Annotated in this window: 12 protein-coding genes; 7 read left to right on the forward strand and 5 right to left on the reverse strand. The window is 63.6% G+C overall.

From position 1 onward, the window contains the following. Positions 1 to 27 precede the first annotated feature (27 nt). The gene (locus tag BTH42_RS35385; RefSeq protein ID WP_178392141.1) at positions 28 to 204 is read right to left on the reverse strand and encodes a contact-dependent growth inhibition system immunity protein; all 177 of its coding nucleotides are present in this window, start codon (positions 202 to 204) and stop codon (positions 28 to 30) included. A 141-nt stretch (positions 205 to 345) separates the two neighbouring features. Here BTH42_RS35385 and BTH42_RS09300 point away from each other — a divergent pair, with 141 nt between their 5' ends. After that, a complete protein-coding gene (locus BTH42_RS09300) occupies positions 346 to 831 on the forward strand; it encodes a GNAT family N-acetyltransferase (protein WP_075298170.1) in 486 nt (161 codons plus the stop codon). 40 nt (positions 832 to 871) lie between these two features. Here the strand turns inward: BTH42_RS09300 and BTH42_RS09305 are convergent, their stop codons facing one another. The 3 genes from BTH42_RS09305 to BTH42_RS09315 all read right to left on the reverse strand — a co-directional run bounded on the left by BTH42_RS09305 (position 872) and on the right by BTH42_RS09315 (position 3693). Then, a complete protein-coding gene (locus tag BTH42_RS09305) occupies positions 872 to 1453 on the reverse strand; it encodes a flavin reductase family protein (protein WP_075298172.1) in 582 nt (193 codons plus the stop codon). Positions 1454 to 1582: 129 nt separating this feature from the next. Further along, positions 1583 to 1915: a hypothetical protein gene (locus BTH42_RS09310; protein WP_075298174.1), complete on the reverse strand. Its 333-nt coding sequence runs from the start codon at positions 1913 to 1915 to the stop codon at positions 1583 to 1585. 188 nt (positions 1916 to 2103) lie between these two features. Further along, positions 2104 to 3693: a PLP-dependent aminotransferase family protein gene (locus tag BTH42_RS09315; RefSeq protein ID WP_075298176.1), complete on the reverse strand. Its 1590-nt coding sequence runs from the start codon at positions 3691 to 3693 to the stop codon at positions 2104 to 2106. Between the two features lie 118 nt (positions 3694 to 3811). Here BTH42_RS09315 and BTH42_RS09320 point away from each other — a divergent pair, with 118 nt between their 5' ends. The 4 genes from BTH42_RS09320 to BTH42_RS09335 all read left to right on the forward strand — a co-directional run bounded on the left by BTH42_RS09320 (position 3812) and on the right by BTH42_RS09335 (position 8524). Then, a complete protein-coding gene (locus BTH42_RS09320; RefSeq protein WP_075298178.1) occupies positions 3812 to 4546 on the forward strand; it encodes a GNAT family N-acetyltransferase in 735 nt (244 codons plus the stop codon). Between the two features lie 407 nt (positions 4547 to 4953). Continuing rightward, positions 4954 to 5616, forward strand: a complete 663-nt coding sequence (locus BTH42_RS09325; protein WP_075298180.1) for a VC0807 family protein — start codon at positions 4954 to 4956, stop codon at positions 5614 to 5616. Between the two features lie 315 nt (positions 5617 to 5931). Further along, the gene (locus tag BTH42_RS09330; RefSeq protein ID WP_075298182.1) at positions 5932 to 8100 is read left to right on the forward strand and encodes a GNAT family N-acetyltransferase; all 2169 of its coding nucleotides are present in this window, start codon (positions 5932 to 5934) and stop codon (positions 8098 to 8100) included. Next, on the forward strand, positions 8087 to 8524 hold the full coding sequence (locus BTH42_RS09335; protein ID WP_075298184.1) for a transcriptional regulator: 438 nt from the start codon (positions 8087 to 8089) through the stop codon (positions 8522 to 8524). Before BTH42_RS09330 ends, BTH42_RS09335 begins: the two co-directional genes overlap by 14 nt. Before the next feature lie 20 nt (positions 8525 to 8544). Here the strand turns inward: BTH42_RS09335 and BTH42_RS09340 are convergent, their stop codons facing one another. After that, positions 8545 to 9411: a LysR family transcriptional regulator gene (locus tag BTH42_RS09340; RefSeq protein ID WP_075298186.1), complete on the reverse strand. Its 867-nt coding sequence runs from the start codon at positions 9409 to 9411 to the stop codon at positions 8545 to 8547. Positions 9412 to 9556: 145 nt separating this feature from the next. Between BTH42_RS09340 and BTH42_RS09345 the strand changes: the two genes are divergently transcribed. After that, the gene (locus BTH42_RS09345) at positions 9557 to 10501 is read left to right on the forward strand and encodes an AEC family transporter (RefSeq protein WP_075298188.1); all 945 of its coding nucleotides are present in this window, start codon (positions 9557 to 9559) and stop codon (positions 10499 to 10501) included. A gap of 138 nt (positions 10502 to 10639) precedes the next feature. Then, positions 10640 to 12331, forward strand: coding sequence for an efflux transporter outer membrane subunit (locus BTH42_RS09350; RefSeq protein ID WP_083654717.1), 1692 nt, complete (start codon positions 10640 to 10642; stop codon positions 12329 to 12331). Positions 12332 to 12344: the final 13 nt, after the last annotated feature.

Here is a 12344-nt window from a genome sequence, read left to right on the forward strand (position 1 = left end):
GACAGTAAACGAAGTTGCTGGTAGGCGTCAATCGTTACCTGCGGTCAGAATACGTCGGAGTTCTTCGAGAAAGGATGCGGTGGTATAGCCCCACAGTTCAGGGCCGAACTGGGAACCGTATGCCTGTTCGAATGCGTCGTTCAGATCATGGGCGTGCGCTTTCCAAAGCTGATTCAGTTCGCGATACAGCGGGTTTTCGTTCATGACGACCTGGTCTCGCGGCTTCTGCGGCACAGTCGGATGTAATATGACGTTTCGTTGTATAGACCCACTGAAATACCGTACCCGAAGCCAGTACAGCCAGTACTTTCCGGTACGTCACGCCCCAACCCACCGAGCCCTCCCTTGACCACCCAAATCCGCCCCGCCCCCACCTCCGACGCCGCCCTGATCCTGCGCTTCATCACCGAACTCGCGGTCTATGAAAAAGCCGAGCACGAAGTAATCGCCACTGTCGCGGATATCGAAAAGAGCCTGTTTTCAGAAGGCGCGCCCGCTAAAGCACTGATCTGCGAAATGAACGGCGAGCCCGTCGGCTTTTGCGTTTATTTCTTCTCGTATTCGACGTGGCTCGGCAAACAGGGACTTTATCTGGAAGATCTGTACGTATCGCCCGCATCGCGCGGCAGCGGCGCCGGCAAACAGATGCTGCGCCATCTCGCGCAGATCGCCTGCGAAACCGGCTGTGGCCGTTTCGAATGGAGCGTGCTCGACTGGAACGAGCCGGCCATCGGTTTCTATAAAGCGATTGGCGCGAACCCGCAAAGCGAATGGGTGCGCTACCGGCTTGCCGGCGATGCACTGACGGCATTCGCCGAAGGCAAGAACTGAAAGCAAAACCCACCAACCGCTTTCCGCCAGACACCGCACGTCACTGCGCCGCTGCGTTCGCCGCCTCCACCTCGAACGCATCGCCGGTTGCGAAGAACGTACCGCCCGCCACGTAATGGCAGGTGCGCAGGTCCGGATCATCGCCGAAATGCCAGCGGTTGTGCGAATACACGCGGCTATCCGCATACGCGGCGACCACTTCGCCGATGATCAGATCGTGCCGCTGGCTATCGTCCGGAATTACCTTGCATTCGAGCCACACGATGCAGCCGGCCAGCATCGGCACGTCGATCTTTTGCGCGGCGAAAGTTTCGAGTTCGAACGCGGAGAACTTGTCGAGTTCGGCGCCCGCATGCGTGCCGACCGCGAGCGTTTGCGCGGCGAAACCGCGACTCGGCAATTGCAGTCCGAACACACCGCTCGCCTCGATCAGCTGGCGCGTCAGCGTGCGGCTATCGACGACGACCACCACCTTCGGCGGATTGAAATCGAGCGGCATCGCCCACGATGCGGCCATCACGTTCGAGCGCCCCTCGTGCGCGCTGGTGATGATCGTGACCGGTCCATGATTGAGCAGTTGCGTCGCGCGCGACAATTCCACGGGTTCTCGAGTGGCGTTCATAGCTTGGGAGTCTGGCGTCGGAAAGGATGACGCCGATTGTAGCGGGGGAGAGAAAAACGCAATTGGACACCCGGGCGGCCACCACGAACCGCCGCTCGGGCCAAACCTCAATCAACCATCAAGCAACCCTCAATGCGGCGCCTTGCCGTTCGGCAGCGCATCGAGCGGTTTGTGCTGCTCTTCGCCCAGACCCGGGAAGAACGCGTTCCAGGCGGCGCGCACGCCTTCGGCCGCGGTCGCTTCGGCGGCGATCGATTCGGCCGCGCCGTCTTCGGCTTGCGACGGATCGGCCGACAGGCCGCGCCAGTGCGTGAATACGAGCAACGGTTTTTCAGTCCACACGCCGTCGCCAAACTTCGCGAACGCCGTGTCCCCGCTCGCCAGCTGCACCTCGTACCAGCCTTCGCGGACGGGCGTATCGGTGGCAAGCTCAAACCACGGGGTCGGTTCGATTTCCTTCATGTCGTCTCCGGTCGGATTAGATCGTTATCAATAACCAATGCATGGTTCGTGCCGGTGTCGGCACCGCGCCCGCGACGCGGCGGTCCACCACAGCGGCACATGCGGGCGACGCCAGGCGGTCAGCCCTGCAATCGCCGTGCATAGACGACACGATAGCGCGACACGAGCCGCGCGCACAGTCGTAAAAATTACACGCGATTCGTACCGCGCGAGCGGGCCTGCCGGCCGGGCTTAGCGCCCGATTTAGCGGCCCGCTTGTCCAACTCCCGCACCAGTTCCGCCAGCACCTCGACCGCCGGACCCAACCGCTCCGCCGTGGTATTTCCATAGCCGATCACCAGGCCATTGACGTGCGCCGACGCCGCCGTCGCAAAGCCCGACAGCGCCCGTGGACTGAGCCCGCGCGTCTGCGCGAGGGCCGCCAGCTCGCGATCGTCGATCGATGCCGGCAAGCGCAGCGTCAGGTGCATCCCGCAGTCGCCGCCGAGAATCAGCTCGGGCGCGAAGTGCCGCGCGAGCGCTTCGCGCAGCGCCTGCTGCCGCTCGCGATACAGGCGCCGCATCCGCCCCAGATGCCGCCCAAACTCGCCGCTTTCGATGAAATGCGCAAGCGCCAGCTGCTCCAGCCGATGTCCGCCGCGCAGCAGTTCCCGCAGTGCAACAGCGACCTGCGCGGCAAGCGTGCGCGGCAGCACGACGAAGCCGATCCGCAACGCCGGGAACATCGTCTTGCTGAACGAGCCGACGTAGAGCACCGGCGCGTCGTCGACGAGCCCCTGCATGCTCGCGATCGGCTCGCCGGTATGGCGGACCTCGCCGTCGTAATCGTCCTCGATCAGCCACGCGCCGCAGCGCCGCGCGTGCGCGATCAGCGCGAGCCGGCGCGCGACCGACAGCACCGCGCCACTCGGATACTGATGCGCGGGCGACGTGTAGATCAGCTTCGGCGGATGCGTGGCCCACGCGTCGTCCGGCGCGGCCATCCCTTCGGCGTCGACCGGAATCGGCAGCGTGCGCAAGTCGCCCGCGGTGAACGCGGCCTTTGCGCCGCGATAGCCGGGATCCTCGACCCACGCGATCTCGCCGGGGTTCGTGAACAGACGCACGCACAGGTTCAGCGCTTCCTGCGCGCCCTCGGTGATCACGACCTGCGAGCCGTCGCAGCGCACCCCGCGCGCCATCCGCAGATGCGCGGCGATCGCGTCGCGCAATGCCGGCTCGCCGGCGGCCGGGCCGTAGCCGAGCGCCTGCGGCAGCGCAGGTTCCATCGCCCGTTCCAGCGCGCGGCGCCACGCGGCGAGCGGGAAGCGATCGAGCGCGGGCGTGCCGGGGGTCAGCGCAGAGGCGTTGTCCGCGTGCTGGTGCGCGGCGGCGAACTGGTCGACGCGCGCCGCGTACGTCACTTCCGGCAGGGCCGGCGCCGCCGCCGGCTCGCCGCGCGCGGCCGGACTCGACAGCGGGCTCACGCGGGTCCCTTTGCGGTCGGCAATCACGTAGCCGACCGCGGCCAGATGCTCGTACGCGATCACGACCGTGTTGCGCGACACTCCCATTTCCGCGGCCAGCAGCCGCGACGACGGCAGCGGCGAGCCGGCCGGCAGGCGGCCGGTGAGAATCGCCTGCTGCAGACGTTCGATCAGTTGCTTCTGCAGCGGCGCGGGCCGCGCGGCAGACACAGCGGCACTGGCATCGGCAGTTGCAGTGGCTTTGGCACTCGCCGTGCCGGCAAAACCGGGACGCGGGTCCGCATGAACGAGCGGGCCGATGATTTCGAGCATGAGTGGCTGGACCTATCGATTGGGCGTGGCGTGGATCTTTTGAACATACCACGCTTGCCGTATCGTTCTCCATCGACAACCATCCTCATTGCCCGCCTCGACCGACAGGAGAACAGACATGGAACCGAGACAAAACCCCTACGGTCAGCCGATCGGCGCGCCGGTGCCCGGCTGGCACGGCGCGCAGGCGCCGGGCCGCGCGCCGCTACAGGGCCGCTATTGCCGGCTCGAACCGGTCGACGTCGAACGCGACGCCGAAGCGCTGTTCGACGCCTACCGCTCGGCCGCCGACGGCCGCGACTGGACCTATCTGACCGTCGGCCCGTTCGACAGCCTCGCCGCGTATCGCGAGCATCTGACGCGGATGGCGGCGTCGAAGGATCCGCTGCATCACACGGTGATCGACGTCGCGACCGGCAAGCCTGTCGGCACGCTCGCGCTGATGCGGATCGATCCGGCGAACGGCGTGATCGAAGTCGGCCACGTCACCTATTCGCCGCGGCTCAAGCGCACGCGCATCGCGACCGAAGCGATGTTCCTGCTGATGAACGAGGTGTTCGACAAGCTCGGCTACCGACGCTTCGAGTGGAAATGCGATTCGCTGAACGAACCATCGCGCAAGGCCGCGTTGCGTTACGGGTTCACGTTCGAGGGGATCTTCCGGCAGGCGATCGTGTATCGCGAGCGCAATCGCGATACCGCGTGGTTTTCGATCATCGATAGCGAATGGCCGGCGCTGCGCGAGTGCTACGCGCGCTGGCTCGAGGCGGGCAATTTCGATGCGCAGGGGCAGCAGGTGGAGAAGCTGGCTGACTTGATCGCGGTGCGGCGGGCGGCGGATCAGGGTCGCTAAATAGCGGCTTTTTGCTCGATACGGCGCGCCGCCGTTGCATCGCGGCGTGCCTACCTCGGCGACGAGGCGAGGCGAGGCGAGGCAGGTCGTGGCGTTTGACACGGTCGGTTCGACACAGTCGGTTTCATCCGCGAACTGCCGCACGCGTCCGCACGCGGCACGCGGCACGCTTGCGCCGGCGCCTCCTCGAAGGATATTACGGGCTCCGTACGATCGGACCGCTGCCCGGCAAGTGCGCTTCGGCCAGCGCCTCGCCGCGCGCCGCCATCGACGGCCGGCGCGGCAACTTCGCCCTACACTGCCCGAATCAGTTCGCGCTAGCTCGCTGGCACGCTGGCAAGCCCCAAAGCACCGGCCCGACCCGCGCGCAACGGCTACCGCCTTTGACACCCGCTTTCATCCCGCCGATGAAATCCCGCCTGCGTTATCTGAGCGCGTTGCTCGTCAACGTCGCGCTGCCCTGGCTCACGTACCGGTTCGCGCTGCCGCACTGGGGGCCCACCGGCGCGCTCGCCGCATCGGCGCTGCCGTTGCTCGCGTGGATGGCGCTGGACCTGTTGCGCTACCGCCATTTCGACGCGCTCAGCGCGCTGGTGCTCGCGGGGGTGCTGCCGTCGCTGGCGGTGCAATTGATTGTCGGCGATACGCATCTGCAAGCGCTCGAAGATCCGATGGTGTCGGGCTTTATCGGCGTAGTGTTCGTCGCGTCGCTCGCGCTGCGCAAACCGATGGTGTTCTATCTGGCGCGCTCGACGATGTCGCGCGAAGACCATCGCGGCGCCGACCTGTTCGAGCGCCATTGGCGCGAGCGTCCGACGCTCGCCGCCTCCATCCGTCTGATGACGCTCGTCTGGGGCATCGGCATGATCGGCGAGAACCTGCTGCGCAGCGCGATCGTGCTGCACTGGCCGGACGATCCGCGCGCGGTGCTCGCGTCGAACCTGCTGCGCTATGGTGTGTACGGGCTGCTGACGGGATGGACGTTCGTGATGCGCCGGCGCATCAAGCAGGACGCGCAGCGCTATCCGGCCGACGAAGCGGCGCCGGCGAGTCCGGCGGCGAGCGTCTGAGCGGCGCCGAATGGCTGCCGACCACGAATTCGATCATCGTGGATTTATGCGAATAATTTATCTTCTAAATAGTACAAAGCGCAATATTTCAAGAAACCCCTCCGATATAAAAAATGTTCATTCATTAAGCATTATTCGATGTTTTTGAATATTCATACCACCAAGACGATGTTATCTTGACGAGTAGATTTTTCAGCTTATCGCAACACTTCCCACAACAATTCAATCCGACCAGAGCTCGATAACTGCGCATCACACACCGCATGGCAACCGCACGCTGGCCTGCGGCGCTCCTGTCAGAAGACCAATATCAAAATGATTACCGAAGATCGCTCTATTTATATTCTCGATCGCTATGTCGACGTCGCGCCCTTCATTGCAACAGTTAGCCAAGCTGCGGACAGCGACAAACACGCTCTGGGGTTTGTTCCGGCAGGCATGCTCAATGATTTCGCTCGAAAAGACCAACTTCTGGTCGCCGTCGATCGCAACAATGACGGTCTCGCTTACGCAGGCCATCTGCTGTTCGAAGCGAGACATCCGAAGGGTCACGTGCTGCAGGTATTCGTCGATCCGGCCTTCAGAAAGCGGCGCGTTGCGACGTTATTATTGAATCACCTAAAGCAATATCTGACGGAACACGCCTTCATCTCAATCTATGCGAGAGTCGCGGAAGATCTGGCCGCTGCAAATCATTTCTGGGAGGAACAAGGGTTTTATATCCAACGAATTGCCCGGGGAGGCAACACTAAAAACCGGACGATCTTTGTCCGCAGTCATGAGCTCGATACGCCGCAACTATTCGCACCAAGCGGATTGAACACTACCGACCCGCTCGGCTTGAATTCAGATTACGCGCCTGAAATTCCGCTGTTCTTGCTCGATCTTAACGTACTGTTCGATCTCGGCCCGCGCAGGCAGCGAAACGAGGAAATCCTGGATCTGTTCAGAATGGAAAGAGCCGGCTCCTGTCGGCTCGCACTCAGCACCGAAATAATGGCTGAGCTCTCCCGCACAGCAAGCGTCGGCGTCACCGATCCGATGCAAAGCTACGCGCGTATTTTCCCTTCCTTCCCGACGATTGAAAAAGAATGGGATGTACTGGCGCCCGCACTTGCGTCGATCGTGTTTCCGGAACGACATCGAACCGGCACACTGAGAGATAACGACGTGTCCGACTTGCGGCATCTGGCCACCGCCATTCAGCATCGGCTGACCGGCCTGATTACGAACGACACATCAATCCTCGATGCCGCGATCAAGCTCTATGAACAATATGGGATCCATGTTATCTCGCCTCGCGCATTCAAAGACCTGAATGCGCAAGCGGCTCGCGAAGAGATTTTCGAAGCCGGCGCTAACGATCTGCTTTCGATCATGCCCATCGGTCGCGAAGAGGAAATGGAAGTTCGCAACCTTCTGTCGGGACTTGGCATTCCAAACGCCGCCCTGGTGACTGAGTGGGCGGGGATCGATTCGAACGAGCACGTTTGCAACCGGTTTGGCGTCTGGTCAGCAAACGGCTTGACCGGCTACATGACATGGCCGAAAACCATGAAGCCGAATGATGTTGCGGTTCATCTGGCCGTCGATGAAAAGCAGCCAGGCTCAGGCAATGCGGTACGCCTGATGCTTGGCTATCTGATCGAACAGGTTACGGCGGGACGCACCTCTCAGATCAGATTAATTTTTCCGCCCGAGCAAGCTCTCGTACGTGAAATTGCGGCAACGCTCGGTTTTGGCGGACTTGAAGGTCAGAGTTCATTAACCAAGCTGGCGTTGGGCGGCATCGTCACGGTATCTAACTGGGCTAGACGCATGGACGAAGTTTTTCTGGTTAGCCGGACACGTCTCCCCGACACGCCGCCTACGTATCGAAGCGTCGATCAACAGCTTCGTTTCGTCCGACCCGATGGAAACGTAGGACATATTTCGTTGATGACGCTGGAAACCTCTCTTTCGCCTGCACTCTTCTGTTTGCCCGGGAGACCCGCGGTCGTTACGCCAATACAACGCGGTTATGCCGAACACCTTTTAGCGCATTCGGCACAAAAAAGTCTTTTGCCTCACGCGCGAGCCAGACTGTACGAAGAGCGTCACTATTTCAGCAGTCCAAATACGCTCAAACGATTCGAGCGTGGTAACCTCATCCTGTTTTACGAATCCGGGAAAAATCAAGGTCAAGGTGCAATTGTCGCCATCGCACGAGTGCAGCACGCCTACCTTAAATCTCAGGAAGCGATGGAAAATGCTGATCTCGATCCATCGGTTTTAGACCCTGCTGGACTCGAAGCTATCGGTCAATCGCTGGTGAAGACGGTGACGGCATTTGACAACATTGTTCACTTTGAACGCCCAGTGCCCCGCTCGACTCTCCAACGACTAGGCTGCGGCCGCCCGACTGACCTTCTCACCACCCGTGCAATTAATGACACACAGCTTCAAGGCATTCTCTCCGAAGGATTTGCCCATGGAACACCCTGAGCACGTGCTGATCTCGCTTGAAGAGCGGCACGCGGAAAACATCCTTACGGGCACCAAACATGTGGAGTTGCGGCGGCGAGCCATGCACGTGAAGAAGGGAACCGTCGTCTGGATCTATGTGAAGCTTCCAGTCGGCCGGGTGGTTGGCTATGCCAAGGTCAGTGAAGCGCATTCGCTTGCGCCAGCCACTTTGTGGCGGCGGTTCGCAAACGTCTGCGGTATCACCCGGAAAGAGTTTTTTCAGTACTTCGATGGCGTCAGCAAAGGATTTGCGCTGGGTCTGCATGAACCGCAGCGGCTAGCTGGATCAATTTCGCTAACGGAATTGCGACAAGTATCCGAAGGCTTTCAGCCGCCGCAGTTTTTTACCAGAATCGCGCCCGGCAGCCCGTTGCTCCAGGCGATCGAACGCAAGTGCGCGTGAGCGCACAATACGACATCCCCTCACGCCAACTCCAAAAACCGCTCCAAACAAGGATTCCGATTCGCCGGCGACCACGCCAGCACCTGCTCGATCAGCGGCGCATCCGCGAGCGGCCGGAACACCACGCCGGCCAGTTGCGCCTTGCGCATCGACGACGGCACCAGCGCAACCCCCACACCCTCATCGACCAGACTCAGCACCGTCTGCTGCAACTGCACCTCGAAGCGGATATCGGGCTCGAAACCGCCCGAGCGGCAATGTTCGAGGATCGTCGCACGCAGGCTCGGCGCGACTTCCTCCAACGCCAGCACGAACGGCTCGCCGGCCAGTTGCGCGATCTTCAAACGCCGCGCCCGCGCGCGAGGATGGCTGCGCGACAGCGCCACGCATAGCGGCTCGCTCAACACCGTGCGGGTCGCGAGCCCCTTGTCGGGCACGTTCGGGAACATGATCGCCGCATCGATATGGCCGGCCAGCACCTGCGCGGCCAGATCGTTCGACACCACCTCGCGCAGCTTCAACTCGACCTCCGGATATGCGGCGCCGAACGCGCGCGCATAGCCGGGCACGACGCTGTACGCGGAGCACATCGTAAAGCCGATTTCGAGCTTGCCGGCCGCGCCGTGCGCGGCGGCCCGCGCGTTGCTAACCGCCTGCTCCAGCGACGCAAGAATCGCCTTCGCATCGGCATAAAAACGCTCGCCCGCCGCGGTCAGCGTCACGCTGCGCGGACTGCGCTCCAGCAGCGTCACGCCGAGACTCGCTTCGAGTGCCGCAAGCTGCCGGCTCAGCGGCGGCTGCGACAGATTCAGCCGCGCCGCCGCGCGGCCGAAATGGCGCGTTTCGGCGAGCGTCACGAAGTAGCGCAGCGGTTTCACATCGATCACGATAGCCCCGGAATTTAACGATGCAGAAAAGGTATTGTTGAAGCCCTCAGTCGGTATTGGATTGTATCAACGCAATTCGCTACGCTGGCGGGTCTTCCGTTCCGCACTTCTCCACCCCCCGCTCGCCAGGCCCTTTTCCGCACCGATGTTAGCCACCCTCGAAATCCTGCTTCCCGTTTTCGGCCTTATTTTTGCGGGCTTCGCGTGCCGCCGGCGCGGCGTGCTCGGCCCGAACGCCGCGTCCGAACTGAACCGTTTCGTCGTCTGGCTCGCGCTGCCCGCGCTGCTGTTCGACACGATGGCGCACGCAACCTGGCATCAGCTGTATCAACCGGCTTTCGTCGCGACCTTTTCGATTGCGTGCGTGGCGGTGTTCGCGCTGATCCTCGCGTTGCGTCTATTCAACGGCCGGCATCTCGCCGATGCGAGCGTCGACGCAATCGCGGCGTCGTATCCGAACACCGGCTACATCGGCTTTCCGCTCGGCGTGATCGCGTTCGGTCAGGCGAGCCTCACGCCGACCACGATCGCGACGATCCTCGTCGCCTGCGTGCTGTTCGCGGTCGCGATCGTGCTGATCGAAATCGGCTTGCAGACCGAGCGCACGCCGCACAAGCTCGGCCTCAAAGTGCTGCGCTCGCTCGCGCGCAATCCGCTGATCGTGTCGCCGCTCGCCGGCGTCGCATTCGCGAGCCTGAACGTGACGCTGCCGGCCAGCGCGGAGACCTTTCTGAAGCTGCTCGCCGGCGCGGCGAGTCCGTGCGCGCTGGTGAGCCTCGGCCTGTTTCTCGCGGAGAAGCGCCCGCGCGAAACCGGCGCGGGCGGCATCTCGCTGCTCCTGACCGGCGTCAAGCTGATCGTGCAGCCGGCACTGACCTGGTGGCTCGCCGCGCGCGTGTTCGGACTCGCGCCGACGCTGGTCGAAATGGCCGTGGTGCTCGCCGCGCTGCCGACCGGCACCGGCCCGTTCATGCTCGCGGAGTTCTACCAGCGCGAGGCGCACATCACGTCGCGCACGATTCTGCTGTCGACGGTCGGCTCGATCGTCACGCTGTCGTTGCTGCTGATGCTGATGGGACATCGCAGCTAAGAGCCGTAACGCGGGCGGCGCCAGCGCAGTCCGCGCCGTGCGTGGTAAATTCCACCGTCGGTTAGCAAATTCCAGAAACGTTCGGGTGACCTGAACATCTTCTCCGGTCCACCCGCCACTGGCGAGACAGGTGGATCGATGAGCGACGGAAGTCTGCGGATGGTCCGGCGGCGCCTCTACGCCGCGCTTGGCGGCTGCGTCGCGCTGGCCGGCTGCATGGTCGGCCCGGATTACCACGCGCCGCCCGCCCCCGCCACCGATACCTTCACCACCACACCCCTGCCCGAGCAGACCGCGTCCGCGCCCGGCGCCGCCGGCCTGCCGCAGCGTTTCGCGCCCGGCGAGGACATTCCGGCCGCGTGGTGGACGCTGTTTCACTGCGAACCGCTCGACGCGCTGATCCGCGAAGGCATCGCCAATAGTCCGAACATGACCGCCGCGCAGGCGGCGCTGCGCCAGGCCCGCGAAAACTTCAAGGCGCAAGTGGGCGGCACGCTGCTGCCGAGCGTCGACGCGCAACTGGGCGCGACGCGCGAAAAGATCAACGGCATCGCGTTCGGCGAGCCCGGCCTCGTCGAGGAATTCAATCTTTACAACGCGTCGGTCAGCGTGTCGTACAAGCTCGACCTGTTCGGCGGCGCGCGGCGCGGACTGGAAGCGCTGCACGCGCAGGTCGACTACCAGCAGTACCAGTTGCAGGCCGCGTGGCTGACGATCTCGGCCAACCTCGTGACCGCCGCGGTCAAGCAGGCTTCAGTGCGCGCGCAGATCGACGCGACCGAGCGGATCGCGGTCGAGGAACAGGAGCAGCTGAAGGTGCTCGACCAGCAGTTCACGCTGGGCGGCGTCAGCCGGGCGGCCGTGCTCGCGCAGCAAACGCTGCTCGCGCAGACCCGCGCGACGCTGCCGCCGCTCTACCAGCAACTCGATCAGACCCGTCATCAACTCGCGGTGCTCGCCGGCAAGCTGCCGGGCGACCCCGGCGTGCCCGAGTTCACGCTCGACATGTTCTCGTTGCCCGCTACGCTGCCGGTGAGCCTGCCGTCGTCGCTGGTGCGCCAGCGGCCCGACATCCTGGCCGCCGACGCGACGCTGCATCAGGCGAGCGCGCAGATCGGCGTGGCGACCGCGGCGATGTATCCGCAGATCACGCTGTCCGCGAGCTACGGCGCCGAAGCGCTGACCCCGGCCCAGGTGCTCCGGGCCGGCAGCACGATCTGGAGCCTCGGCGCGGGCCTGCTGCAACCGGTGTTTCACGGCGGTCAGCTGAGCGCGCAGAAGCGCGCGGCCGAGGCCGCTTACGAGCAGGCCGATGCGCAGTATCGCGAGACGGTTTTGTTAGCGTTCCAGAACGTCGCCGACACGCTGCGCGCGCTCGAACACGACGCGACCGGCCTCGCCGCGCAGACCGACGCATCGCGCGCCGCCGGCGATGCGCTCGAATTGACGCGCGGGCAGTACCGGGTCGGCGGCGTCAGCTATCTGGCCCTGCTCGATGCGCAGCGGCAGTATCAGCAAACGGTGGTGAGTCTCGCGCAGGCGCAGGCCGCGCGCTATGCCGATACCGCCGCGCTGTTCCAGGCGCTAGGCGGAGGCTGGTGGAATGACGCCGCGCCGGAAGCGGGGACACGGGCCACGCCTGATTCAGCCGCGTCCGCCCCCCCGGCAGGCGCGGTGTCCGCAACAACGCCGCCCGCCATCGCAACAGCAACTGCAACCACAGCTACACCCGCAGCCGTTGCCGCAAACACAGCATCACCCGCCGTCACGCGCACCACCGCGACCGCGGCCACACCCGCAGCCACACGTAAAACGGCAACGCCCCCTTAATAGCGTTGCCCCC

The sequence above is a fragment of the Burkholderia sp. SRS-W-2-2016 genome (assembly GCF_001931485.1).
GTDB lineage: Bacteria > Pseudomonadota > Gammaproteobacteria > Burkholderiales > Burkholderiaceae > Paraburkholderia.

What these genes read in the sequence shown, in the direction of transcription:
- BTH42_RS35385 (WP_178392141.1), bottom strand. Translation starts at nt 204, where the DNA reads ATGAACGAAAACCCGCTGTATCGCGAACTGAATCAGCTTTGGAAAGCG.
- BTH42_RS09305 (WP_075298172.1), bottom strand. Translation starts at nt 1,453, where the DNA reads ATGAACGCCACTCGAGAACCCGTGGAATTGTCGCGCGCGACGCAACTG.
- BTH42_RS09310 (WP_075298174.1), bottom strand. Translation starts at nt 1,915, where the DNA reads ATGAAGGAAATCGAACCGACCCCGTGGTTTGAGCTTGCCACCGATACG.
- BTH42_RS09315 (WP_075298176.1), bottom strand. Translation starts at nt 3,693, where the DNA reads ATGCTCGAAATCATCGGCCCGCTCGTTCATGCGGACCCGCGTCCCGGT.
- BTH42_RS09320 (WP_075298178.1), top strand. Translation starts at nt 3,812, where the DNA reads ATGGAACCGAGACAAAACCCCTACGGTCAGCCGATCGGCGCGCCGGTG.
- BTH42_RS09325 (WP_075298180.1), top strand. Translation starts at nt 4,954, where the DNA reads ATGAAATCCCGCCTGCGTTATCTGAGCGCGTTGCTCGTCAACGTCGCG.
- BTH42_RS09330 (WP_075298182.1), top strand. Translation starts at nt 5,932, where the DNA reads ATGATTACCGAAGATCGCTCTATTTATATTCTCGATCGCTATGTCGAC.
- BTH42_RS09335 (WP_075298184.1), top strand. Translation starts at nt 8,087, where the DNA reads ATGGAACACCCTGAGCACGTGCTGATCTCGCTTGAAGAGCGGCACGCG.
- BTH42_RS09345 (WP_075298188.1), top strand. Translation starts at nt 9,557, where the DNA reads ATGTTAGCCACCCTCGAAATCCTGCTTCCCGTTTTCGGCCTTATTTTT.
- BTH42_RS09350 (WP_083654717.1), top strand. Translation starts at nt 10,640, where the DNA reads ATGAGCGACGGAAGTCTGCGGATGGTCCGGCGGCGCCTCTACGCCGCG.